At 70.6% G+C, this 23,391-nt stretch carries 19 protein-coding genes and 2 pseudogenes; 6 read left to right on the top strand and 15 right to left on the bottom strand.

Features of this window, described 5'->3' with window-relative positions; translation table 11 throughout:
- Window positions 1-96: 96 nt before the first annotated feature.
- Entirely contained in the window at window positions 97-1,401 is a 1,305-nt protein-coding gene (locus ACWDEX_RS05610; RefSeq protein WP_450461912.1) for an MFS transporter, read from the bottom strand.
- Window positions 1,398-2,081 (bottom strand): GntR family transcriptional regulator, encoded by a 684-nt coding sequence (locus ACWDEX_RS05615; RefSeq protein ID WP_450461913.1) that lies wholly within the window; start codon window positions 2,079-2,081, stop codon window positions 1,398-1,400. Before ACWDEX_RS05615 ends, ACWDEX_RS05610 begins: the two co-directional genes overlap by 4 nt.
- A 206-nt stretch (window positions 2,082-2,287) precedes the next feature.
- Between ACWDEX_RS05615 and ACWDEX_RS05620 the strand changes: the two genes are divergently transcribed.
- The gene (locus tag ACWDEX_RS05620) at window positions 2,288-3,181 is read left to right on the top strand and encodes a D-alanyl-D-alanine carboxypeptidase family protein (protein ID WP_450461914.1); all 894 of its coding nucleotides are present in this window, start codon (window positions 2,288-2,290) and stop codon (window positions 3,179-3,181) included.
- Between the two features lie 78 nt (window positions 3,182-3,259).
- Here the strand turns inward: ACWDEX_RS05620 and ACWDEX_RS05625 are convergent, their stop codons facing one another.
- The 3 genes from ACWDEX_RS05625 to pdhA (ACWDEX_RS05635) are packed head-to-tail and all read right to left on the bottom strand — an operon-like array spanning window position 3,260 to window position 6,852.
- Window positions 3,260-4,672 (bottom strand): dihydrolipoamide acetyltransferase family protein, encoded by a 1,413-nt coding sequence (locus ACWDEX_RS05625; protein ID WP_450461915.1) that lies wholly within the window; start codon window positions 4,670-4,672, stop codon window positions 3,260-3,262.
- A 10-nt stretch (window positions 4,673-4,682) separates the two neighbouring features.
- On the bottom strand, window positions 4,683-5,660 hold the full coding sequence (locus ACWDEX_RS05630; RefSeq protein ID WP_450461916.1) for an alpha-ketoacid dehydrogenase subunit beta: 978 nt from the start codon (window positions 5,658-5,660) through the stop codon (window positions 4,683-4,685).
- A gap of 1 nt (window position 5,661) precedes the next feature.
- Complete coding sequence (gene pdhA / locus ACWDEX_RS05635) at window positions 5,662-6,852, bottom strand: pyruvate dehydrogenase (acetyl-transferring) E1 component subunit alpha (RefSeq protein WP_450461917.1); 1,191 nt, start codon at window positions 6,850-6,852, stop codon at window positions 5,662-5,664.
- A 484-nt stretch (window positions 6,853-7,336) separates the two neighbouring features.
- Between pdhA (ACWDEX_RS05635) and ACWDEX_RS05640 the strand changes: the two are divergent.
- A pseudogene (locus tag ACWDEX_RS05640) lies at window positions 7,337-7,733 on the top strand (phosphotransferase).
- 173 nt (window positions 7,734-7,906) lie between these two features.
- On the opposite strand, the gene ACWDEX_RS05645 reads toward ACWDEX_RS05640, so the two are convergent.
- Window positions 7,907-9,499, bottom strand: coding sequence for a protein kinase domain-containing protein (locus tag ACWDEX_RS05645; RefSeq protein WP_450461919.1), 1,593 nt, complete (start codon window positions 9,497-9,499; stop codon window positions 7,907-7,909).
- Window positions 9,500-9,872: 373 nt separating this feature from the next.
- On the opposite strand from ACWDEX_RS05645, the gene ACWDEX_RS05650 reads away from it, so the two are divergent.
- Window positions 9,873-11,507: a protein kinase domain-containing protein gene (locus ACWDEX_RS05650; RefSeq protein ID WP_450461920.1), complete on the top strand. Its 1,635-nt coding sequence runs from the start codon at window positions 9,873-9,875 to the stop codon at window positions 11,505-11,507.
- A 96-nt stretch (window positions 11,508-11,603) separates the two neighbouring features.
- Here the strand turns inward: ACWDEX_RS05650 and ACWDEX_RS05655 are convergent, their stop codons facing one another.
- A complete protein-coding gene (locus ACWDEX_RS05655) occupies window positions 11,604-12,149 on the bottom strand; it encodes a bacterial proteasome activator family protein (protein WP_450462143.1) in 546 nt (181 codons plus the stop codon).
- A 574-nt stretch (window positions 12,150-12,723) separates the two neighbouring features.
- Window positions 12,724-13,101, bottom strand: a complete 378-nt coding sequence (locus ACWDEX_RS05660) for a hypothetical protein (protein ID WP_450461921.1) — start codon at window positions 13,099-13,101, stop codon at window positions 12,724-12,726.
- A 70-nt stretch (window positions 13,102-13,171) separates the two neighbouring features.
- Between ACWDEX_RS05660 and ACWDEX_RS05665 the strand changes: the two genes are divergently transcribed.
- Window positions 13,172-13,333, top strand: a complete 162-nt coding sequence (locus ACWDEX_RS05665) for a hypothetical protein (protein ID WP_450461922.1) — start codon at window positions 13,172-13,174, stop codon at window positions 13,331-13,333.
- A gap of 97 nt (window positions 13,334-13,430) precedes the next feature.
- Here ACWDEX_RS05665 and ACWDEX_RS05670 read toward each other — a convergent pair whose 3' ends face one another.
- Window positions 13,431-14,408 (bottom strand): NAD(P)H-quinone oxidoreductase, encoded by a 978-nt coding sequence (locus tag ACWDEX_RS05670; RefSeq protein ID WP_450461923.1) that lies wholly within the window; start codon window positions 14,406-14,408, stop codon window positions 13,431-13,433.
- 10 nt (window positions 14,409-14,418) lie between these two features.
- Window positions 14,419-15,153: pseudogene (locus tag ACWDEX_RS05675) on the bottom strand (potassium channel family protein); the annotation flags it as partial.
- 378 nt (window positions 15,154-15,531) lie between these two features.
- Between ACWDEX_RS05675 and ACWDEX_RS05680 the strand changes: the two are divergent.
- Window positions 15,532-16,482: a potassium channel family protein gene (locus tag ACWDEX_RS05680; RefSeq protein ID WP_450462144.1), complete on the top strand. Its 951-nt coding sequence runs from the start codon at window positions 15,532-15,534 to the stop codon at window positions 16,480-16,482.
- A gap of 83 nt (window positions 16,483-16,565) precedes the next feature.
- On the opposite strand, the gene ACWDEX_RS05685 is transcribed toward ACWDEX_RS05680, so the two are convergent.
- The 5 genes from ACWDEX_RS05685 to pdhA (ACWDEX_RS05705) all read right to left on the bottom strand — a co-directional run bounded on the left by ACWDEX_RS05685 (window position 16,566) and on the right by pdhA (ACWDEX_RS05705) (window position 22,706).
- A complete protein-coding gene (locus ACWDEX_RS05685) occupies window positions 16,566-18,059 on the bottom strand; it encodes a molybdopterin molybdotransferase MoeA (protein ID WP_450461924.1) in 1,494 nt (497 codons plus the stop codon).
- Window positions 18,056-18,988, bottom strand: coding sequence for an NTP transferase domain-containing protein (locus ACWDEX_RS05690; protein ID WP_450461925.1), 933 nt, complete (start codon window positions 18,986-18,988; stop codon window positions 18,056-18,058). Before ACWDEX_RS05690 ends, ACWDEX_RS05685 begins: the two co-directional genes overlap by 4 nt.
- Before the next feature lie 105 nt (window positions 18,989-19,093).
- Window positions 19,094-20,560 carry a dihydrolipoamide acetyltransferase family protein gene (locus ACWDEX_RS05695; protein ID WP_450461926.1) on the bottom strand — a complete coding sequence of 489 codons (1,467 nt, stop codon included), beginning with the start codon at window positions 20,558-20,560 and terminating at the stop codon, window positions 19,094-19,096.
- On the bottom strand, window positions 20,560-21,564 hold the full coding sequence (locus tag ACWDEX_RS05700) for an alpha-ketoacid dehydrogenase subunit beta (RefSeq protein WP_450461927.1): 1,005 nt from the start codon (window positions 21,562-21,564) through the stop codon (window positions 20,560-20,562). Before ACWDEX_RS05700 ends, ACWDEX_RS05695 begins: the two co-directional genes overlap by 1 nt.
- The gene (gene pdhA / locus ACWDEX_RS05705; RefSeq protein WP_450461928.1) at window positions 21,561-22,706 is read right to left on the bottom strand and encodes a pyruvate dehydrogenase (acetyl-transferring) E1 component subunit alpha; all 1,146 of its coding nucleotides are present in this window, start codon (window positions 22,704-22,706) and stop codon (window positions 21,561-21,563) included. The genes ACWDEX_RS05700 and pdhA (ACWDEX_RS05705) overlap by 4 nt, the downstream gene beginning before the upstream one ends.
- 189 nt (window positions 22,707-22,895) lie before the next feature.
- On the opposite strand from pdhA (ACWDEX_RS05705), the gene ACWDEX_RS05710 reads away from it, so the two are divergent.
- The gene (locus ACWDEX_RS05710; RefSeq protein WP_450462145.1) at window positions 22,896-23,381 is read left to right on the top strand and encodes an Lrp/AsnC family transcriptional regulator; all 486 of its coding nucleotides are present in this window, start codon (window positions 22,896-22,898) and stop codon (window positions 23,379-23,381) included.
- Window positions 23,382-23,391: the final 10 nt, after the last annotated feature.

A 23,391-nucleotide genomic window follows, 5' to 3' on the forward strand; every position in this document is an offset into this window, starting at 1 on the left:
TGTTGATGTCGCAATCCACACCGAACCCGGAAGGCCCTCACTCGTTCAAGATCACTCCACCGTGAACCCTGTCACCAACCTCCGTGGACAGAACAACTAGACCGCGGGCACGTGCACCGTCTCCACGCGGCTCGCCACCAGCCGCTCCCGCTCCCGGCGCACGGCCCGCCCCCGCAGCCTGAGGATCTGGCTCAGCCCCAGCGCCTGGAGAAAGAACACCGCGGAGAACGCCACGGTGTAGTCGTCGCCCGTCGCGTCCAGAAGCAGTCCGATCGCCAGCAGCGTCGTCATGGACGCGATGAAGCCACCCATGTTGGTGATGCCGGCACCCGTGCCCTGCCGCTCGGGCGGGTTCGCCGGGCGCGCGAAGTCGAAGCCGATCATCGAGGCCGGGCCGCAGGCACCGAGCACCACGCACAGCAGGGCCAGCAGCCACATCGGCGCGTGCGCCCCGGGGTAGAGGAGCGTGGCCGCCCACAGCACGGCCGTCGCCCCGATCGTGCCGAGCGCCAGCGGCAGCCGCGCCGTGTGGTGCCGGGCGATGATCTGCCCATACACCAGGCCGACGGCCATGTTCGACAGCACGACGAGTGTCAGAAGGTCACTGGCCGTCCCCCGCGACAGACCCTGCCCCTCGACCAGGAACGGCAGGCCCCACAGCAGCAGGAACACCATCGCCGGGAACTGCGTCGTGAAGTGCACCCACATCCCGAGGCGAGTGCCGGGCTCCTTCCAGGACGCCACGATCTGGCGCCGCGCATACGCCGCCCCGTGGTGCGGGGCCGGCGCCGGCTCGTGGCCCTCGGGGTGGTCCTTCAGGAAGAGGAGGAGCAGGACGAGGACGACGACTCCGGCGAGCGCGCTGCCGCCGAACGCCGCCGTCCAGCCCACCCCGTGCAGCAGCCGGGCCAGGACGAGCGTGGAGACCAGGTTTCCGGCCATGCCCACCAGACCGGCGAGCTGCGCGACCACCGGCCCACGGCGGGCCGGGAACCAGCGCGTGCCGAGCCGCAGCACGCTGATGAACGTCATCGCGTCGCCGCAGCCGAGCAGCGCGCGCGAGGCCAGCGCCATGCCGTACGACGCGGAGAAAGCGAATCCCAGCTGACCTGCCGTGAAGAGGATGCCGCCCATGGCCAGCACCTTCTTGGTGCCGAACCGGTCCACCAGCAGGCCCACGGGTATCTGCATGCCCGCGTACACGAGGAGCTGGAGTATCGAGAAGGTGGACAGGGCGGAGGCGCCCACATGGAAGCGGTCGACGGCGTCGAGCCCGGCCACGCCCAGCGACGTACGGAAGATGACGGCGACGAAATAGACCGAGACACCTATGCCCCACACGGCGACGGCACGCCGACCACCCGGCGGATCGCCGGGCAGGGACACGGAACGTGAACTCATCGCACCTCCCCCCGGGCCAGGTGGGAGAACCAGCTCACGTGCCGGTGGACGATGTCGACGGCCGCATCGGCGTCACCGGACCGCAAGGCACGGAGGATCTCCTCGTGCTCGGTGAGCGTCTTGGCGACCCGGTCGGGGTGCGAGTGCAGGACGGCGACCCCCATCCGTAGCTGACGGTCGCGGAGCTGGTCGTAGAGCCGGGAGAGGATCTCGTTGCCGCCGCTGCGCACGATCTCGGCGTGGAAGGCGCGGTCGGTGGCCGCCGCCCCGGCCAGGTCGCCGGCGGCTGCCTGCTCCTTCTGCCGTGCGAGCAGTTCCTCCAGGCGGGCGATCAGCCCGGGAGGGGCGTGAACGGCCTTGCGGACCGCGTGCTCCTCGACGAGCTGACGCGTCTCCACCACGTCCGCGATCTCCTGCACGGAGACCGGCAGGACGAGGGCCCCCTTCTTCGGGTAGAGCTTGATCAGCCCTTCCACCTCCAGCCGGAGCAGCGCCTCGCGCACCGGCGTCCGTGAGACGCCGACCTCCTCGGCCAGCTCGCCCTCGGTGAGTAGTGTCCCGCCTTCGTAGCGGCGGTCCAGGACACCCCGCTTGACGTGCGTGTACACGCGGTCGGCGGCGGGTGGCTGCTTGACGGGCGGCTTCTCGGGAGCAGGGGCGGCGGATGAGGCTGAAGGCATGCGCACATCATAGATACAACACGTACGCATGCCGACGGCCGTCCACGATACGGACGGGCACTATCGTCGCCATTTTTTTCCCGGCAACCGCACATCCTTTTGTGTCACTGGCGTGTCTCACGAGAAGGCGGCTTCTTCATCCGGCCGCCATTCAGGGGCATTTGGATGCATTCAGACGCATCAGAGACGCAATCGGAGCGTTCAACTTGAATACCGGCATCAAGGGCGTAAGGGCACGCAGAGCAGCCGCAACGGTGATCACCACCGCGGCCGTGCTTACCTCCGCCGCTCTCACCGCGGCGCCCGCACAGGCCGTGACGAAGCCCACCATCACCGCCAAGGGCGGCTTCGTGATGAACAACGGCACCGGCAAGAGCCTGTTCACCAAGGCCGCGGACACGCGGCTGTCCACCGGCTCCACCACCAAGATCATGACGGCCAAGGTGGTGCTGTCCCAGCCGAAGCTGAACCTGGACGCGAAGGTCACGGTCCAGAAGGCGTACAGCGACTACGTCGTCAAGAACAACGCCTCCCAGGCCCACCTGATCGTCGGCGACAAGGTCACCGTCCGTCAGCTGCTGTACGGGCTGATGCTGCCGTCCGGCTGCGACGCGGCCTACGCGCTCGCGGACAAGTTCGGCTCCGGCACCACCCAGGCCGCGCGCGTGAAGTCGTTCATCGGCAAGATGAACACCGCAGCCAAGGGCCTCGGCCTGACGAACACGCACTTCGACTCGTTCGACGGCATCGGCAAGGGCAGCAACTACTCGACGCCGCGCGACCTGACGAAGATCGCAAGCAGCGCGATGAAGAACTCGACCTTCCGCACCATCGTGAAGACGAAGTCCACGCAGCAGAAGGTGACGACCAAGAGCGGCGGCTACCGCTACTACAACTGGGCCAACACCAACCCGCTGCTCGGCACCTACAGCGGCGCGATCGGTGTGAAGACGGGCTCCGGCCCGGAGGCCAAGTACTGCCTGGTCTTCGCCGCCACCCGCGGCACCAAGACGATCATCGGTACGGTCCTGGCGTCCACCTCGGTCGACAACCGCACGGCTGACGCCAAGAAGCTGCTGAACTACGGCTTCGCGGTCTGAGCCACGTCATCCACGGCACGAAGGGCCGGCCGCTCGTCCGCGGCCGGCCCTTCGTCATGTGTCTGTGCGCTGTGACCGTCAGCCCCAGGTGATCAACCGCTTGGGCTGTTCCAGGATGGCCGCCACGTCGGCGAGCACCTTGGAGCCCAGTTCGCCGTCGACCAGGCGGTGGTCGAAGCTGAGCGCCAGGGTGGTGACCTGGCGCGGCTTGACCTTGCCCTTGTGGACCCAGGGCTGGAGCTTGATCGCGCCGACCGCCAGGATCGCCGACTCGCCCGGGTTGAGGATCGGCGTGCCCGTGTCGACGCCGAACACGCCCACGTTCGTGATGGTGACCGTGCCGCCCTGCATCGCCGCCGGGGAGGTCTTGCCCTCACGGGCGGTGGTCACCAGTTCGCCCAGGGCCTCGGCCAGCTGCGGAAGCGTCTTGTCGTGCGCGTCCTTGATGTTCGGCACGATCAGACCGCGCGGCGTGGCCGCCGCGATGCCCAGGTTCACGTAGTGCTTGCGGACGATCTCCTGGTTGGCATCGTCCCAGGACGCGTTGACGTCCGGGTTCCGCTTGATCGCCACCAGCAGGGCCTTGGCGATGAGCAGAAGCGGGTTGACCCGCAGACCCTGGAGGTCCTTGTCCTGCTTGAGTTCCTCGACCAGCTTCATCGTGCGCGTGACGTCGACCGTCACGAATTCGGTGACGTGCGGCGCGGTGAACGCCGAGCCGACCATCGCCTGCGCCGTGGCCTTGCGGACACCCTTGACGGGGATACGGGTCTCCCGTCGGCCGTCGTACGTCGCCACCGGCGCCGGCACCTCGACGGCCGCCGGCATCGCGGCCGGGGCGGGAGCCGCTGCCGGTACGGACGCCACCGCCGCGTGCACGTCCTCGCGCGTGATGACGCCGTCCGGGCCTGACGGTGTCACGGTCGCCAGGTCGACGCCGAGGTCCTTGGCGAGCTTGCGCACCGGCGGCTTCGCGAGCGGACGGGTCTGCTTGTCGTGCCCGTTCAGCGCGCCCTGCGAGGCCGTGGCCGTGGCCGTGGCCGCGGCCACGGGGAGAGCGTCCCCGGAGACCACCGGAGCTCCCTTGCGGGGGCGTCGCTTGGTGGACGACTCGGCCACCCCGTAGCCGACGAGGACCGGCTTGCGGCCCTCCTGCTTCGGCTCCTGTGCGGCGGGCTGCGAGAGCGAGGGCTCCTCGGCCGGTGCGGGCGCCTCCTCGGCGGGAGCGCCCCCGGCCACGTCGACCGCGATGATCGAGGTACCGACGTCCACCGTGGTGCCCTCGGCGAAGTGCAGTGCACGGACCACACCGTCATACGGGATGGGCAGTTCGACGGCTGCCTTCGCCGTCTCCACCTCGCAGACGACCTGCCCGTCGGTGACCGTGTCACCGGGCTGCACGTACCACTTGAGGATCTCGGCCTCGGTGAGTCCCTCGCCCACATCGGGCATCTTGAACTCGCGTACGGACGCGTCAGTCATCGTCGTCACGACCCTCTCCTCAGTACGCCAGGGCGCGGTCGACGGCATCGAGCACCCGGTCCAGGCCCGGCAGATACTCCTCCTCCAGCCGCGCCGGCGGGTACGGGGCGTGATAGCCGCCCACGCGCAGCACCGGCGCCTCCAGGTGGTAGAAGCACCGCTCTGTGATGCGGGCGGCGATCTCCGCACCCGAGCCGAAGAACACCGGCGCCTCGTGCACCACCACGAGCCGACGGGTCTTCTCCACCGATGCCTGGATGGAGTCGAAGTCGAGCGGGGAGACCGAGCGCAGGTCGAGCACCTCGAGGGACTTGCCCTCCTCCGCGGCCGCGGCCGCGGCCTCCTGGCACACCTTCACCATCGGCCCGTAGGCGGCGAGCGTGAGGTCCGTACCCTCCCGCGCCACCCGCGCCTTGTGCAGGGGTCCGGGGATCGCCTCCGGGTCGACCTCGGCCTTGTCCCAGTAGCGCCGCTTGGGCTCGAAGAAGATCACCGGGTCGTCACTCTGGATGGCCTGCTGCATCATCCAGTACGCGTCCGACGCGTTCGACGGAGAGACGATCTTCAGGCCGGCCACGTGCGCGAACAGCGCCTCGGGGGACTCGCTGTGGTGCTCCACTGCGCCGATGCCACCGCCGTAGGGGATGCGGACGACGACCGGGAGCTTGACCTTGCCCAGCGAGCGGGCATGCATCTTCGCCAGCTGAGTGACGATCTGGTCATATGCCGGGAAGACGAACCCGTCGAACTGGATCTCCACCACCGGCCGGTATCCGCGCAGGGCGAGGCCGATCGCCGTACCGACGATGCCCGACTCGGCGAGCGGGGTGTCGATGACCCGCTCCTCGCCGAAGTCCTTCTGCAGACCGTCGGTGACACGGAAGACGCCGCCGAGCTTGCCGACGTCCTCACCCATCACCAGGACCTTGGGGTCCGACTCCAGAGCCTTGCGCAGCGACTCGTTGATCGCCTTGGCGAGCGCCATCTTCTCGGCCATGTCACCGTCCCCCTTCTACGTCCGCGAACGACGCCTGGTAGGCGGCGAACTGGGCGCGCTCCTCGTCGACGAGCGCATGCCCGTCCGCGTACACGTTCTCGAAAATGGCGAACCGATCCGGGTCCGGCATGGCACGGACCGCTTCGCGCACCCGCCTTCCCAACGCCTCGCTCTCCGCCTCGAGTTCCGCGAAGAATCCTTCGTCCGCGTGGTTCGATGCCTCGAGATACGCGCGCAGCCGGGCGATCGGGTCCTTCGCCTCCCAGGCGGCCCGCTCGTCGTCGTGGCGGTAGCGGGTGGGGTCGTCAGAGGTGGTGTGCGCGCCCATGCGGTAGGTGAACGCCTCGACCAGGGTCGGGCCCTCGCCGTTGCGCGCCCGCTCCAGCGCCTGCTTGGTGACCGCCAGGCAGGCCAGGACGTCGTTGCCGTCGACACGCACGCCCGGGAAGCCGAAGCCCTGCGCACGCTGGTACAGCGGCACCCGGGTCTGCTTCTCGGTGGGCTCGGAGATCGCCCACTGGTTGTTCTGGCAGAAGAACACCACCGGGGCGTTGTAGACCGCGGCGAAGGTGAACGATTCCGCGACGTCGCCCTGGCTGGAGGCGCCGTCGCCGAAGTACGCGATCACGGCCGAGTCGGCACCGTCCTTGGCCACGCCCATCGCGTAGCCGGTGGCGTGCAGCGTCTGCGAGCCGATGACGATCGTGTAGAGGTGGAAGTTGTTGCTGTTCGGGTCCCAGCCACCGTTGTTCACACCGCGGAACATGCCGAGCAGGTTGGTCGGATCGACCCCGCGGCACCAGGCCACGCCGTGCTCGCGGTAGGTCGGGAAGACGTAGTCGCCGTCGTCCAGGGCCCGGCCGGAGCCGATCTGGGCGGCCTCCTGGCCGAGCAGCGAGGCCCACAGGCCCAGTTCGCCCTGACGCTGCAGCGCTGTCGCCTCGGCATCGAAGCGGCGGGTCAGCACCATGTCCCGGTACAGGCCGCGCAGCTGCTCGGGGGTGATGCCCTTGACGTACGGGTCGTACTCGGGGTTCTTGACCCGCTTGCCCTCGGGCGTCAGCAGCTGAACGATGTCGGGTTCGTCGCCCTTCTTGGGCGTGGTGCTGCTGGTGCGCTTGGTGCCGGTGGTGCTGGTCTTGCTTCCGGCGCTGCGTCGCGGCTTGCGCGCGGCAGTGCTCTCCACGGTCACGTGTGCTCCTCCGTCGGTCCGGCCCCCGGGTTCGCCGGGTGCCTGGGTCCCCCGCGCCCGTTCCGGGCTTGGGAGAGCGGCTCGCCCACGGCGCCCGGACACACACAGGGTGGGTGCGGCCCGTTTCACAGCAGGCGTGACAGGTGCCCCGGCGAGCGCCCTGCTGTAGGCACGTTACCCAGTGCTCCACATTTCTGTGAAACCCCTCCTGACCTGGGATTTTTCTTGGATTTCCAAGTAAATCGAGTAAGTCGGGAACACGCGCTGGTCACAGCCCTGCAGGAGCCGGAACAACGGCACGTTATCCCGCTCACCTGGAGCACGGGAAGACATCACCTGGGGTCGTTCTGATGGCGGGCCGCGTGTCGCTCGCGTCACGCGCAAAGAAGAACGCATCACCGCATTACTCCCCGAGATCGCCCATCACCCACCACGAGCCCACCGCACCCGGGTCATCAAGCGGCACACGCTGTGAGGGTCCGCGCTGACCTGTGAACCCGTCGAACAGGGGCTGCTCAACCGCGGCTACCGACTGCGCACGACGCGCGGCCGACCCCGAGGCCGCCGACCTCGCGTCGATCGCACGCCAGCACCGTGCCACCCAACGCCTGGCGGACCTGGGCGTCCCGGTGGCCCCGCCGCTGGCCGGCCACGACGGCCGTACGGTCGCGGTCATCGGCGGCCACGCGTACGCACTGCATCCGTGGATCGACGGTCGGCACCGGCACGGCGGCCAGCTCACGCTCAACGACTTCTGGATGCTGCGCTGGCACTACGAGCGCGGCGACACCCGCGCGGACGCCCAGTTCCCGGCGGCCTCGGCACTGGCGGTGTGGTGGACGCGCGCGTACGACACGGTGTGCCAGGCATTCACGTGCTGAGACCCGCACGACAGCCCCCGGCACAGGCCCGGACGCGGCCCGGACGGCCTCCCGGCTCTCCGGAAGCGCCCCACGAACGGCACACGCGCGTGGACCCGTTTCCGGGCCGCACGCGGGCGTGAAGGCCGTTTCCGCGCGGGGCGGTGGCCCCGCTGTTGCCGGGCGGTGACCCGTCAAGTCCCCGGCGTGGCACCCGGGTCCCCGCCGCCCACGCTGCCCCCGACGTTCCCCTCCGTCGCCGTCGGGTCCGGCTCACCGCCGCCCGTGGGCAGCGGCTCCGTCGGCTCCTCCGTGTCCGGAGGCTGCTCGGTGGTCTGTTCGTTGGTCGGCTGCTCCGGCTCCGTCGGCTGCTGGGCCGTCGGCTGCCGGCTGTAGGGCTGCGACGGCTTGTAGGTGTGCTTGTAGTCCGAGCCGCCGCCCGTGTTCGAGTGGTCGTCCGTGGACGTGTCGTCGTCGGTCGTGTTCTCCTGCGACGGTGTCTCGCTGGCCTTCTCGTCCTTCTGGGAAGCCGTGTCGCTCGGAGACTGCGTCGTGCTGGTGCCGCCGGGCTTCTCGCTGGTGTTGTTCATCGCCAGCGCGACGCCACCGGCGATGGCGATGACCGCGAGGACCGCGAGAATCCACAGCTTGCCCCGGCCGCTGCCCTTGTTGCCGTGCGCCTCGAAGCCGCCGTCATCCCCGTTGCCGTAGCCGGTGGGCAGGATGGACTGCGGGATCTGCGCGGTACCGGACTCGGGGTGCGGCATCGCCGTCGTGTGGGCGAAGCCCGCCGACGGTGTCTGCCGGCCGTCGTGCGCCTCCACCGGGCCGGTGTTCCAGGTACCCGTGTGGCTGCCCTGGTCGTACAGCATCTGCAGGCCGTACTGGACCAGCCCGCGCATCTCCTCGGCGGTCTGGAACCGGTCGTCCGGGTCCTTCGCCAGCGAGCGCATGACGAGCCCGTCCAGCTCCGGGGGCGATCCGTCCGAGACCTGGGACGGCGGCACCGGGATGTCCTGGACATGCTGGTACACCACGGACAGCGGGGTCTCACCGACGAACGGGGGTCGCAGCGCGAGCAGTTCGTAGAGGAGGCATCCCGTCGCGTACAGGTCGGAGCGGTAGTCGACAGCCTTGCCGAGGGCCTGTTCCGGGGAGAGGTACTGCGGCGTGCCCATGACCATGCCGGTCTGCGTCATCGTCGTGGACGCCCCGTGCAGGGCGCGGGCGATGCCGAAGTCCATCACCTTCACGGCGCCGTTGTGAGTGATGATGACGTTCGCCGGCTTGATGTCGCGGTGCACGATGCCGTGCTGGTGCGAGTACGCGAGCGCCTCCAGGACGCCCGAGACGATGATCAGAGCCTGTTCGGGGCCGGGCGCCTCGGCGTTGAGCAGCAGGTCGCGGATCGTACGGCCCTCGACCAGCTCCATCACGATGTACGGCACCGACTGACCGCCCACGTGGTCCTCGCCGGAGTCGTACACGGCGACGATCGCATGGTGGTTGAGCCCGGCCACCGACTGGGCCTCGCGCGTGAAGCGGGCCTTGGAGGTCGGGTCCTCGGCGAGGTCGGAGCGGAGCAGCTTGACCGCGACGGTCCGGCCGAGACGCACATCCTCGGCCGCGAAAACCTCGGCCATACCGCCCCGGCCGAGCCTGCGGGTCAGCCGGTACCGGCCGTCCCCGACCAGTCCGCCATTGCCCCACGCCTCCGGCGCGTCCGACATCCCGCCGCCACTCGCCTCGGGGTCGGACGGGCCCTGGGCGCGCTGCGTCTGTGCCATCAGTCCTCGCCGTCGTTTCTGCCCGCGGTCTGCGGTGGTTCTTACGGTCTCCGACGGGTCACGCTACAGGCTCCACGCAAGGCGCCGGTCCGAGATGGATTGGAGAGGGAGCGGTCATCCAACCCTCCACGGAAGCCGCGTGCAAATTCTGCGTACCGGTCGCACGTCCTCGTAACGCTTCCGCGACGCTTCTTGCGCGTACGGTCACGGAACGGGCACCGAACTTGACGTGTCACCGCCCTGGGGCAGACTTGGCCGGGAATAGCCAGTCGATCACGGAACAACCGCCGCCGATCGCCGAAAACATGACACCGATCACGGACCGCGGGAGCACAGTCAGCCGCTGCCGCCACGCCGATGGGGGACGCAGAACATGAGCCAGGACGGCGCACAGGGCCGGTATGGGGCGCGGTCGTTCGCCGGCGGCCGGTACCAGCTGCGCGACTTGCTCGGCGAGGGCGGCATGGCCTCGGTGCACCTGGCGCACGACACGGTGCTCGACCGCCAGGTCGCGATCAAGACACTGCACACCGAGCTGGGTCGCGAACAGGCCTTCCGCGAGCGGTTCCGGCGCGAGGCGCAGTCCGTGGCGAAACTCACGCACACGAACATCGTCTCGGTGTTCGACACCGGCGAGGACGAGCTCGACGGGATGACCACCCCGTACATCGTCATGGAGTACATCGAGGGCAAGCCGCTCGGCTCGGTCCTCGACGCGGACATCCACCAGTACGGCGCGATGCCGGCCGACAAGGCGCTGAAGATCACCGCGGACGTGCTGGCGGCCCTGGAGATCAGCCACGAGATGGGCCTGGTCCACCGGGACATCAAGCCGGGCAACGTGATGATGACGAAGCGGAACGTCGTCAAGGTGATGGACTTCGGCATCGCCCGCGCCATGCAGTCCGGTGTCACGTCGATGACCCAGACCGGCATGGTGGTCGGCACCCCGCAGTACCTGTCGCCGGAGCAGGCCCTCGGCCGGGGTGTGGACGCGCGGAGCGACCTGTACTCGGTCGGCATCATGCTCTTCCAACTGGTCACCGGTCGGCTTCCGTTCGAGGCGGACTCACCGCTCGCGATCGCGTACGCGCACGTCCAGGAGGAGCCGGTGGCTCCTTCGTCCATCAACCGCTCGCTGCCGCCCGCGGTGGACGCGCTGGTCGCCCGCGCGTTGAAGAAGAACCCGAACGAACGCTTCCCGAGCGCCGAGGCCATGCGCGACGAGTGCCTGCGCGTGGCCTCGTCGTTCACGGCCGCGGCGCCGAGCATCGTGCCGGGCGCGCAGACGTCGAGCGGCGCCGGCGTGGGCTCGGCGGTCTTCCCGCCGGTCGACCAGTCGACGCCGGGCCCGACGGGCCCTGTGCAGACGCCGTACCAGCCCAGCCCCTACGGCGGCCCCACCCCGGCCCCGTCGCCCGCGTACGGCTACCCGCAGCAGGGCGGCTACCAGACGCCGCCGCAGACCGCCGCGTACGCGCCCCAGCAGTACGCGACGACCCCGCCGCCCTACAACATCACACCGCAGCCCTCGGCACCGGCCGCAGACGGCTCGGGCGGGCGGAAGAAGAACCGGGCCGTGATCATCGGCTCGATCGTGGTCGCCCTGGCCGCGATAGGCGGCCTGATCACGGCACTGGTGAACAACGGCGGCGACAACGGCGACAAGGGCGGCAGCAGCGCGAGCCCGTCCTCGTCGGTGGTCGCGGGCCACCGGGGCCCGGACACGTCGAAGACGATCGAAACGACCAAGTGCACCGAGCCAGAAACTGCGTACAACGACCCGAAGAAGATCAAGCTGCCGGACTTCTCGTACAAGTACATCCGGTCCGTCAAGTCGTGCTTCCAGGACGCCGGTTGGGAAATGAAGGTCAAGTACGAGGACGACAACACCTGGGGTGAAGGGACCGTCCTGAGGCAGTACCCCTCCCCGGGCACCGATATGAACCCCAAGGACATGCCGACCATCGAGCTGTGGGTCTCGACGGGCAATCCCCCGCAGCAATGACCCGGGGCACGACCGGGACCGCCAGGCAGGCATAGACGAAGGGCCCGGCACGGCGCCGGGCCCTTCAAGCGTTCGGTACTCCCCCGCTCTGGTGCCTTACAGGTACGGCCCACCCGCGCGGCCACCCGCGCGGGCGTCCTCGTCGCCGTCGGGGGCGCCGACGCCCGGCGGGAGGGCGCGGCGCATCTGCTCCAACTGGGCCCGCGCCGCCATCTGCTGGGCGAACAGCGTGGTCTGGATCCCGTGGAAGAGGCCTTCCAGCCAGCCCACCAGCTGCGCCTGCGCGATGCGCAGTTCCGCGTCGCTAGGGGTGGTCTCGTCTGTGAAGGGCAGCGAGAGACGCTCCAGCTCCTCAACGAGTTCAGGGGCGAGACCGTCCTCCAGCTCCTTCACCGAGCTGGCGTGGATCTCCTTCAGGCGCTGCCTGCTCGCCTCGTCCAGAGGAGCGGCGCGCACCTCCTCCAGGAGCTGCTTGATCATGCTGCCGATGCGCATGACCTTCGCGGGCTGCTCCACCTGTTCCGTGATCGGGATCTCGCGGGAGTCATCGTCTGCGGTGCCGCCGAGAGCCATTCCGTCCTGGCCCACGACCAGGATCCTCTGGGCGTTCTCCGACGACCTCTCGTTCCTCGGCATCTCCATGCCGCCATTCTCTCGCACGCGTACACCTCACCATCCAGGTGCCCTCGGCAGAAAGTGATCCACCCTGAAACCCCGGCGTTTTTGGGCCCACCCGCCCTCCTGCAGCGCCACCCTCAGGCGAAGGACGCTCGGCGCGCGGCGGCCGGGTGCGTTCCATCGGACAGGTGTACCGGTCCCGCGGCCCGGTGAGGGGGCCGTGTCCGTGGCGGGTGGGACGAAGGAGTACCGCCGGGGGTTTCGCCACGCCCCCTCTCGGGCGCGCGGGTGGTGCGGCCCGGGATGCCGTGCGCCGGAGTCCGTGTGACGCTGGTGGCGTTGATCTTGCCGCCCGAGCACGGGAGGGGGTCACACGCGTGACTCCATGGCTCCGTACACCGTCGACGTTCCGCATATCCCGCGCGACTCCATGGCCCGGCACGCCGTCCCCGTTCCGAATACTCCGCCTGGCCGTCCTGCCGCCGGTCCTCACCACGACAGCCGTCATCAGCGCGTGCGGCATACCCTCCGCCTGCGGGGTACCGCCCGGGTACGGGATACGTACCGCGCACGGCACCCGGCCCGCCGCATGCGCCGTTCAGCCGACGTACGTCATTCGGCCGATGTACAGCGCCCCTTCGTCCGCGCCGCCGTCCGCACCGCCATCGGCGGCCCCTTCCCGGCCCCCCGCGCACACGGCGCCCCCCACGCCCGCCCGCGCGTCCTCCCCGGGGCACACCGCCTCCGGCGCCCCTGCCCGTCCGCATTCGCTCGCCCTCGCGCGACCCTCGGCTTCCGTCTCCTCCGCCCAGCCCTCGCCCGAACGATCCCTCGCCGGCAGCCGGGCCGGTGAAGGGCGCAGACGGCCCGGTCGGCCGGACTCCGAACCGGGGAACGAGGCGGAAGAGCCGCCGTACACGAGCCACGCCCCGGCGACTCCGCCGGAGGAGACGCCGGCACCGGAGGAATCCGGCACCGCGGCTCCCGATCCCGGCTCGGGAGGCCCCGACACGGGTGCCGGGGCGTCCGCCGGTGCGTTCGACCCCGTGGAGGGCTCCCGCGTGCCGCCGAAGGGCTCCGCCACCCCGGCCCGGCGGACCACCGCCTCCAAGCCGACCCTGGAGGTCCTGCCTCTCGGCAGCGGCCTGATCCTCGTAGGCCTGGGGCTGGGGCTCGCGCTCCTCGCGCTGCGGCTTCGACGGGGATAGGCGGCCTCCGCGGCCCGGCGGTTCCGCTCGGTCACGGACGGACGGCGCCACGACGGGGACCGTCCTCGCAGACCGCCGGACCGATCACCGTGCGGGCTTACAGGGCCAGCAGCACCTTTCCGATGTGCCCGCTCTCGTCCAGCACCCGGTGGGCCGCGGCCGCGTCGCTCATCGGCAGTTCGCGATCGATGACCGGGCGGACGTGCCCGGAAGCGATCAGTGGCCAGATGTGCTCCCGCACCGCCGCCACGATCGCCGTCTTCTCGCTGAGCGGCCGTGCCCGCAGCGAGGTCGCGGTGATCGCCGCCTGCTTCCGCAGCAGGGTGCCGATGTTCAACTCGCCCTGCACACCACCCTGGAGACCGATGATCGCGAGCCGTCCGTTCACCGCGAGCGCCTGGACGTTGCGGTCCAGGTACTTCGCGCCCATGTTGTCGAGGATGACGTCCGCGCCCGTGCCCGCCGTGGCCTGCCGGACCTCCTCCACGAAGTCCTGCTCGCGGTAGTTGATCAGCACGTCCGCGCCCAGTTCGGCACAGCGGTCCAGCTTCTCCTTGCTGCCCGCCGTGACCGCGACCCTCGCGCCCACCGCCTTGGCGAGCTGGATCGCCATCGTGCCGATGCCGCTGGAGCCGCCGTGCACGAGCAGCGTCTCGCCCGGACGCAGATGGGCGATCATGAACACGTTGGACCAGACCGTGCAGGTCACCTCGGGCAGTGCGGCGGCCTGCCGTACATCGAGCCCGCCGGGCACGGGCAGGAGCTGCCCGGCCGGGACGGCCACCTTCTCGGCGTATCCGCCGCCCGCGAGCAGCGCGCACACCTCGTCGCCCACCGCCCAACCCGAGACGCCCGGACCGAGCGCGGCGATCCGTCCGGAGCACTCGAGTCCGGGGTACGGGGACGCACCGGGCGGCGGGCTGTAGCGGCCCTGCCGCTGAAGGAGGTCGGCGCGGTTGACGGCACTGGCCACCACATCGACGAGCACTTCGCCCTCGGCGGGTACGGGATCGGGGACCTCGGCCCATACCAGCGCCTCGGGCCCACCGGGTTCAGGAATCGTGATCGCGTACATGAGGGGGACGCTACCGTTCCCGGCGGGGGCGCTCAGAACCCAGCGCGGGACGCGCCTCGGTCCCGTGCGGACGGGCGTCCGGTGCCTCCTCGGTGTCCGGCGACACCCGCACGATCGTGATCAGCCGATCCGTCAACTGGAGCGTGCCGATGGCCGGGTCGTCGTAGCCGAGCACCCGATGGCCGCGTACGACGCTCACCACCAGGTCCTCCGCCTCCCGCACCCCACGGCCCACCTCGGCCTTGGTGACGGGCCGTTCGACGAGATCGAGCCCGCTGCCCTGCTGGATGAGGTCCTCCATCACCATGCCGACGGAGGGGCTGAACACGGAGAGTCCGAGGAGCCGTCCGGCGGCGCTGGCGCTGGTGATCACCGCGTCGGCGCCGGACTGCTGCAGCAACGGCGCGTTCTCCTCCTCCCGTACAGCGGCCACGATCTTCGCCGACTGGTTGAGCTGGCGCGCGGTCAGCGTGACGAGGACGGCCGTGTCGTCCCGTTGCGTGGCGACGATGATCTGCCGCGCCTTGTGCACCTCGGCCCGCTGCAACACGTCGTTGCGGGTGGCGTCGCCGACGACGCCCGCGTATCCCTTGGCGATCGCCGCGTCGATGGCCTTGGAGTTGGGGTCCACCACGACGACCTGTTCCTTCTTCAGGCCCGTCGCGCACACGGTCTGGATCGCCGACCGCCCCTTGGTCCCGAAGCCCACAACGACGGTGTGATCCCTCAAGGCCGCCCTCCAACGTTTTGACATGAGTACCCACCGGTGCATGCACACGGGTGATCAACCCGACGTGCACCGGACACAGCATCGACCGTACCGGGACAAGCGCTGCGTAACGACGGCAGGAGAGGCACGGTCCGCCGCTGACCGGGGGCAGCCGCCCCTCACGCCCGGCGGTCCGGGAACATGGACCTCAACGACCTCGACACGCCATCACAGAGGAAGCGTGGGATGAGCCTCCCCAAGCAATCACTGTCTGACCGGACCCGGCTCCCGATCTTGCGGTCGCTCCGGCAAAGGACGCGAGCCGACGGCTTGCCCCCTGAGGGAGACCAGTCCGTCAAGCTGCCCGCCGGGGTCAGCGTTCCCCCCTTCCAGCAAGTGCTCCGGCGCCTGGCCATGGCCTTGTTCGTGCTCGCCGCGACCACGCTGATCGTCTGGGCGGACCGCGACGGCTACCACGACAACGCGAATGTGAACGCGGGTGACGGCGTCGATCTGCTCGGCTCCGCCTATTACGCGACGGTCACCCTCTCCACGACCGGATACGGCGACATCACCCCGGTCAGCGCCTCCGCCCGGCTCACGAACGTCCTGGTCATCACTCCGCTGCGGGTGCTGTTCCTGATCATCCTGGTCGGCACCACTCTCGAAGTGCTCACCGAGCGCACTCGTCGTGAGGTGCGCGTCCACCGCTGGCGTGCGCGCATCCGGGACCACGTGGTCGTCGTCGGATACGGCACCAAGGGGCGGTACGCCGTCGAGACCCTTCTGGGCCAGGGGACGGAGAAGGAACGGATCGTAGTGGTCGATCCACTGCCCAAGGCGGTCGAGGCCGCCGGCAGCGACGGGCTCGTAGCCGTGCTCGGCGACGCCACCCGGGCCGATACGCTGCGCAAAGCGGAGTTGCAGAGCGCCACTCAGGTAATCGTCGCTCCACCGCGTGATGACACCGCGGCCCTGGTCACGCTCACCGCACGCCAGCTCAACAAGCGGGCCTCCATCGTGGCGGCCATCCGGGAGGACGAGAACGCCCCCCTCCTGAAGCAGAGCGGCGCCAATACGGTGGTCACCAGTTCAAGCTCTGCCGGGCGCTTGCTCGGTGTCTCCGTGGCGAGCCCGAATACCGCCGTCACCCTGGAAAGCCTCATGACCTACGGCAGGGGGCTCAACCTCGTCGAGCGCCCGGTTTCCCAGGACGAGGTGGGGCGTTCGCCACGCGAGAGCGCCGATCTGGTGGTTGCCGTCGTACGCGGCCGTCAGTTGCTGGACTACCGGGAGCCTGAGGTGAGCACCCTCCAGCGCGGAGACCGTCTGATCGCGATCCAGCGGTCCGTATCCAGCGACTGAGGTTCCTCACCGTCGGGGCCGCGCGGACCGGGCGACGGGCGTTTCACGTGAAACACTCCCCGATCCGACTCCGTCGTCCACGCTCATCCCGAGAACGCCCACGGCAGGTCGAGGAGTTCCACTTCCTCTCCGAAGCGGGCACCGCCCGGCGGTACGACCGCCAGGCCCTCGGCGGTCGCGATGCCGCGCAGCATGGCCGGGCCGTGGAAGTGCAGCGGCACGGCCCCGTCGTCGCGTACGGCGACGGGGATGAGCCGCGTGTCGTGCGGATGACCGTGGACGCTGCCCTTCAGCGGCAGTGTGTACGGTTCCGGGGCCACGCGACCTGCCAGGGTGCGCAGTAGCGGTGCGGCAAGCGTGAGCAGGCCGGAGACGGCCGCCAGGGGGTTGCCGGGCAGCCCGACGAGGTACTGGTCCTCCCGGGTGCGGGCGAGCGCCATGGGGTGACCGGGACGTACCTTCACACCGTCGACGAGAAGTTCGGCGCCGATGCGGCGCAGGGTGGGACGGACATGATCGACGGGCCCGGCGGCCGTGCCGCCGGTGGTGATGATCAGGTCGGCCGTGGAGGAGATGACCGCCTGGTGCAGCGCCTCGGCATCGTCGCCGAGTCTGCGGACGGACACCACGTCGGCGCCGAGCGCGCGCAGCCACGGCGGCAGCATCGGGCCGAGCGCGTCCCGGATCAGACCGTTCTCGGGCAGCCCCTGGGTCAGCAGTTCGTCGCCCAGGACCAGTACTTCGGCACGCGGACGTGGCAGCACGCGGAGGGTGTCGTAGCCGGCGGCCGCGGCAAGCCCCAGCACGGCCGGGGTGACCTGGGAGCCGGGGGGAAGCAACTGGTCGCCGGCATGGCATTCCTGACCGCGGGGCCGGATGTCCTGCCCGTGCGCGACCATCGAGGTCGACTCTGTTCGATCGGAGCCGAGTGCTTGGGGGACGGTGGCGTGCAGCCTCCCCTTGTCGTCGGTGCGACCGTGTTCGCTGCGCAGGACGGCCGTGGTATCCGGCGGAACACGCGCGCCGGTGGCGATCCGCACGGCCTCGCCGTCCTCGAGGGGCGCCGGTTCCGCGTGCCCGGCGAGGATCCCCTTCTCCCGTACGGCCCAGGGACCGGGACCCGCGACGGCCCAGCCGTCCATGGCCGAGGTGTCGAAGGCGGGAAGGTCGGTGAGTGCGGTGAGGGACGTGGCGAGCACCATCCCGAGGGCGGCGTCGAGGGGCAGGCCGACGGGTTCCCGCCGCGGCGCGGACCGTGTGGCGCGCTCGGCGGCTGCGCGGGCCTCGGGCCAGGCAGTGGCGCTGTGGTGGGCGCGGTGCCCGGAGACGGTGGAGGGGAGGTCGGCCGCGGTCCGGCGCTCCTGGACGCAGGCCTGGGTACCGGAGTGCGACGTGGTGCGCGGGCGCGGGTCCCGCACGAGGGCGAGGGCCTCTTCGAAGTCGAGGTCGTGCTGCTCCCGGGCGTGCTGGTCCTCGGACCGACGGCCGCGCCCGCTGCTGTCGTCGTCCACGGCCAGGTCCTCCTGCGCATCGCGTTCGTCGGTGTCCGGGCGTCCCGGGACGCCCCTTGGGGTCATCCGGCGTCCGGCTCGGCCGTGGCGGCGTCCTCGTCCGCCCAGCGCAGGGCCAGCGCGGCGGCTTTGCGGGCGGCCTCGGCGACCGCCTCGGGCCCACCCCCGGCCTGTGCGGCGGCATAGCCGACGAGGAAGGTGGTCAGCGGGGCCGCGGGGCGCGCGACGCCATGCGCGGCGTCACGCGCGAGGTCGAGGAGAACGCCGGTGTCGACATCCAGGTCGATGCCCAACTCGTCCTTGGCTGAGGAAATCCATTCATCCAACACATGCCCATGTTCCCTGATACGGGATCGGGCGGCGGCGATGGCCTCCCAGGTGTCGCAGTCGAAGGACGCGACCGGGTCGGAGACACGGGTGAGGTCGAGTCCGGCGACCAGGCGTCGTACCGGGAGACCGGTGAGCCCGCTCTGCCCGGCGCCTCCACCGCGCCCACCACGGCGGGAATCGCCGGGGTCCGCGGTGGCCAGCCGGGCCAGCTCCCGGCGCAGCGCTTCACTCCGGTAGGCGGCTACGAGTGGCTGGTCGTGACCCTCGGGGTCGGTGAGCAACACCCCTTCGGCAGCGCTCGTCCGAAGGGTGTCCAGCAGCCGTCGTATGGTCCCCTGTTCCAGAAATGGCAGGTCGGCGGAGAGCACGACCACATGCGCCGCGGTGGTCCGCCTCAGGCCCGCCTCGAGCGCGGCGACCGGGCCCGCGCCCGTCGGCTCCTCGCAGGCCCAGACCACGCGGTGCGCGGTGGGCCTGGGCTCCGCCACGACCACCGTGGTGGCCGCGCCGGAGCAGGCGGCGAGCACACGGTCGAGCAACGCCCGCCCGCCGACACGCACCCCGGGTTTGTCGGCTCCGTCGAGCCGCCGGGCGGCACCGCCGGCGAGCACGACGGCGTCGTACACCTCGGTGCCGTGGTCGGCGGGCGGCTCGTTCACGCTCATGCCCCCAAGTATGGGCGCGGGTGGATCAAGGCACCCGCGCCCCTCAGCAGCCGTGTGCTGAACCTCCCTCACACCGTCGGTGGGTGCCGAGGCGCGGCCGCCTGGTCAGAGCGTGCGCAGCAGCACCGTCGGCTGCTCCACGCAGTCCGCCACGTACCTCAGGAAGCCGCCCGCCGTACCGCCGTCGCACACCCGGTGGTCGAAGGTCAACGAGAGCTGCACGACCTGCCGCACCGCAAGCTCGCCGTCGTGCACCCAGGGTTTGGGGACGATACGGCCGACACCGAGCATGGCCGCCTCGGGGTGGTTGATGATCGGTGTGGAGCCGTCGACGCCGAACACTCCGTAGTTGTTCAACGTGAAGGTCCCGCCGGTCAGTTCCCCCGGCGTGAGCGTTCCGGCGCGCGCGGCCTCGGTCAGCCTTGCGAACTCCCCGGTCAGCGACTCGGCGTCCCGCGTGTGCGCGTCCCGTACGACGGGGACGACGAGCCCCCGCTCGGTCTGCGCGGCGAACCCGAGGTGCACCCGGTCGAGTCGGACGACCTCTCTGGCCTCCGTGTCGACGGTGGAGTTGAGTTCGGGGAAGCGGGCGAGCGCGGCGGTGCAGATGCGGGCGAGCAGCGCGAGCAGGGAGATCTTGGCGCCCCCGGTCGCGTTCATGGCCGTCCGCGCGCGCATGAGTTCCGTGGCGTCTGCGTCCACCCAGCAGGTCGCGTCGGGGATCTCGCGCCGGCTCCGGGAGAGCTTGTCGGCGACGGCCCCGCGCACTCCCCGCAGGGGGACCCGGGTGTCGGACCCGCGCGCGCTGGTGTCTCCTCCGGCCATGGGCGCCGCCTCGGGCGTGGTGGCGGGTGCTCCCGGCGTGCGGGGGCTCGCCGAGGTCCCGGCCGGCCGTCCGCCGGCGGCCCTGAGGACGTCCTCCACATCCGCCCGCAGGATCAGTCCGTCGGGACCCGAGCCCGCCAGCTTCCGCAGATCGACGCCGTTCTCACGGGCGAGCCTGCGCACGAGCGGGGAGATCACCGGGACCGGACCGTCGGGGTGCCCCGGGTCGGCCTCACGGTGCGTCCGACCGAGGGCGGCGCGTTGCGGGGCGGCCGTGTGCGGCAGCGTCGACGGGGCTGTGGACACCGGCGCCGCGGCGGCCGGGGCGAGGCTGAGGGCGGCCGGGGCCGTGACGACGCCGGGTTCGTCCGCCCGGGGTACCCCGTCCGTCAGTCGCGCACCCGGCTGCGGCGGACGCACCCGGCGGCGCCGGGCCGGAGACGCCGAAGTGCCGTACCCGACCAGCACGTTCCCGGAGGGCTCCGCGGCCGCTTCCTCGGGGGCGCCGACGGCAACAGTCAACAGCGGTGCGCCGACGGGCAGTTCCGCGCCCTCCTCGCCGAAGCGGGCCGTGACCACACCCCCGTAGGGGCAGGGCACCTCGACCATCGCCTTGGCCGTCTCCACCTCGACGACCGGCTGGTCGACCGCGACCACGTCCCCGACCTGCACCAGCCAGCGGACGATCTCCGCCTCGGTCAGTCCCTCACCGAGGTCCGGCAGCCTGAACTCCAGCACCTGTGTCATCAGCTCTCGGCCTCCCACTGCAGGCGCCCCACGGCGTCCAGGATCCGGTCGACGCCCGGCAGATGGTGCCGCTCCAGCATCGGCGGCGGATAGGGGATGTCGAATCCGGCCACCCGCAGCACCGGCGCCTCCAGGTAGTGGAAGCAGCGCTCGGTGATGCGCGCGGCGATCTCCCCACCCGGCCCGCCGAAACCGGTCGACTCGTGCACCACCACGGCCCGGCCCGTACGGCGTACGGACGCGGTCACCGTCTCGTCGTCGAACGGCACCAGGGAGCGCAGGTCGACCACTTCGAGGTCCCAGCCCTCGGCACCTGCCGCCTCGGCCGCCTCCAGGCAGACGGGCACCGACGGGCCGTAGGTGACGAGCGTGGCACTGCGACCCGAACGCCGCACCACCGCACGGCCCAGCGGGGCGACCGCCTCGGGCTCCTCGGGGTTCCAGGTGTCCTTCGACCAGTACAGCCGCTTCGGCTCCAGGAAGACCACCGGGTCGTCGGAGTCGATGGCGGCGCGCAACAGCCCGTACGCGTCGGCGACGGTCGCGGGCGTGACGACATGGAGCCCGGGAGTCGCCATGTAGTACGCCTCGGAGGAGTCGCTGTGGTGCTCGACGCCTCCTATGCCTCCCCCGTACGGGACGCGGATGGTGATCGGCAGCGGCATCGCGCCACGCGTGCGGTTGCGCATGCGTGAGACATGACTGACCAACTGCTCGAACGCGGGGTAGGCGAACGCGTCGAACTGCATCTCCACGACCGGTCTGAGGCCGTACATCGCCATGCCGACAGCGGTGCCCAGGATGCCTGCCTCGGCGAGCGGTGTGTCCGTGCAGCGGTCGTCGCCGAACTCCTCGGCCAGCCCGTCGGTGACGCGGAAGACGCCGCCGAGCGTGCCGACATCCTCGCCCAGGACGTGCACGGACGAGTCGGCCGCCAGAGCGTCGCGCATCGCGCGCGTGAGGGCCTGGGCCATGGTGGCCGGCTTGAGGGCCACAGTCGTCATCGTCCGGCTCCTTCCGGGCCTGCGGCCTCCGCTGCCAGCTCCGCCTGCAGCTGGGACTGCTGCTCCAGGAGCTGGGTGGTGGGCTGTGCGTACACATGGGCGAAGAGATCCATGGGGTCGAGCACCGGATCCTGGTTCATACGCGCCCGCAGGTCCGCCGCCATCACCTCTGCGTCCTCACGCGCCGCTTGTACGGCGTCCTCCTCCAGCAGCCCGCGTTCCGTCAACTCCCGCTCCAGCAAGACGATCGGGTCATGATCACGCCAGGCCTCGATTTCGTCCTCGCCGCGGTAGCGGGTCGCGTCGTCGGCGTTGGTGTGAGCGTCGATGCGGTACGTCACCGCCTCGACGAGCGTGGGGCCGCCGCCCTCGCGCGCGTGCCGTACGGCCTCGCCGAGGACCTCGTGCACGGCCGCCGCGTCGTTGCCGTCGACCAGGCGGCCCGGCATGCCGTAGCCGACGGCCTTGTGGGCCAGGGAGGGCGCCGCGGTCTGCTTGTCGAGCGGGACCGAGATCGCGAAGCCGTTGTTCTGTACGAGGAAGACGACCGGCGCCTGCCAGACCGCGGCGAAGTTCATGGCCTCGTGGAAGTCGCCCTCGCTGGTGCCGCCGTCGCCGACCATCGCGAGCGCGACCACGTCGTCGCCCTTCAGACGCGCGGCGTGCGCGAGTCCCACAGCGTGCGGAAGCTGGGTGGCCAGCGGGGTACTCAGGGGCGCCACACGGTGTTCGTACGGGTTGTAGCCGGTGTGCCAGTCGCCGCGCAGCAGGGTCAGGGCCTCGACGGGGTCGACGCCGCGGGCGACGGCGGCGAGCGTGTCGCGGTAGCTGGGGAAGAGCCAGTCGCGCTCCTCGAGAACGAGCGCGGCGGCGACCTCGCAGGCCTCCTGCCCGGTGCTGGAGGGGTAGACGGCCAGACGGCCCTGCTTGGTGAGCGCCGTCGCCTGCGCGTTGTACCGGCGGCCGAGCACCAGCTGGGCGTACAGCCGGCGCAGCAGCTCGGGGTCGGCCTTCCCGGCCGCCTCGGTGCCGAGAACGCGGTACGGCAGCGTGTCGGGCAGCAGCGGAGCGGGGTCGGTGCGGGGCTGCCAAGCGGGCGGCGGCGAGGGCCGGTAGGCACCCCGCTGCTCCATGACCGTCATAACGGCACCTCCTCGTGGGAGCGGCTTCAGGCACGCCACGGGAGTGATGCGCCTCACCTACCGATTGTTCGGTCGTCGGCACATTTTGGCTACAGGTGCCTCCAGGCTGTGGACAAACGGTTCTCCACAACCTGAGATGGACGCAGTACGTCCATGGTAAAGAGGCGGGGGCACATGGCATCTGAACAAATGGCCGAGCCGCCGGAGCACGGACCCATGACGCCGCCCCCACGCCCTCTCGACGCCATCGACCAGGACATCCTGCAGATACTCCAGGCGGACGGCCGCGCCTCGATACGGTCGGTCGCCGAGCGCGTCCACGTCTCGCGGGCCAACGCGTACGCGCGGATCAACCGGCTCGTCGAGGACGGCGTGATCCGCGGTTTCGGGGCCCGCGTGAACCACGAACGCGCGGGTCAGGGCACCTCCGCGTACATCACTCTGAAAATCGTGCAGAACTCCTGGCGCGCGGTCCGCGAACAACTGCGCCTGCTCCCCGGCGCCTCCCACATCGCCTTGGTGGGCGGCGACTTCGACGTACTGCTGCTGGTGCACACCCCCGACAACAGGGCGCTGCGCGAGCTGGTCCTCACCCGGCTCCAGGCGATCCCCGAAGTGCTCAGCACGCGCACGCTGCTGGTCTTCGAAGAGGAGGACCTGGACCCGGAGGGCTGATCCCGAAGGG

Source organism: Streptomyces sp. NPDC001020 (assembly GCF_053599115.1).

Bases quoted from the DNA above. Each gene is read 5' to 3' on its own strand.
- ACWDEX_RS05610 (WP_450461912.1), bottom strand. From the start codon at position 1,401: ATGAGTTCACGTTCCGTGTCCCTGCCCGGCGATCCGCCGGGTGGTCGG.
- ACWDEX_RS05615 (WP_450461913.1), bottom strand. From the start codon at position 2,081: ATGCCTTCAGCCTCATCCGCCGCCCCTGCTCCCGAGAAGCCGCCCGTC.
- ACWDEX_RS05630 (WP_450461916.1), bottom strand. From the start codon at position 5,660: ATGGCCGAGAAGATGGCGCTCGCCAAGGCGATCAACGAGTCGCTGCGC.
- ACWDEX_RS05645 (WP_450461919.1), bottom strand. From the start codon at position 9,499: ATGGCACAGACGCAGCGCGCCCAGGGCCCGTCCGACCCCGAGGCGAGT.
- ACWDEX_RS05650 (WP_450461920.1), top strand. From the start codon at position 9,873: ATGAGCCAGGACGGCGCACAGGGCCGGTATGGGGCGCGGTCGTTCGCC.
- ACWDEX_RS05655 (WP_450462143.1), bottom strand. From the start codon at position 12,149: ATGGAGATGCCGAGGAACGAGAGGTCGTCGGAGAACGCCCAGAGGATC.
- ACWDEX_RS05670 (WP_450461923.1), bottom strand. From the start codon at position 14,408: ATGTACGCGATCACGATTCCTGAACCCGGTGGGCCCGAGGCGCTGGTA.
- ACWDEX_RS05680 (WP_450462144.1), top strand. From the start codon at position 15,532: ATGGCCTTGTTCGTGCTCGCCGCGACCACGCTGATCGTCTGGGCGGAC.
- ACWDEX_RS05685 (WP_450461924.1), bottom strand. From the start codon at position 18,059: ATGACCCCAAGGGGCGTCCCGGGACGCCCGGACACCGACGAACGCGAT.
- ACWDEX_RS05690 (WP_450461925.1), bottom strand. From the start codon at position 18,988: ATGAGCGTGAACGAGCCGCCCGCCGACCACGGCACCGAGGTGTACGAC.
- ACWDEX_RS05695 (WP_450461926.1), bottom strand. From the start codon at position 20,560: ATGACACAGGTGCTGGAGTTCAGGCTGCCGGACCTCGGTGAGGGACTG.
- ACWDEX_RS05700 (WP_450461927.1), bottom strand. From the start codon at position 21,564: ATGACGACTGTGGCCCTCAAGCCGGCCACCATGGCCCAGGCCCTCACG.
- pdhA (WP_450461928.1), bottom strand. From the start codon at position 22,706: ATGACGGTCATGGAGCAGCGGGGTGCCTACCGGCCCTCGCCGCCGCCC.
- ACWDEX_RS05710 (WP_450462145.1), top strand. From the start codon at position 22,896: ATGGCCGAGCCGCCGGAGCACGGACCCATGACGCCGCCCCCACGCCCT.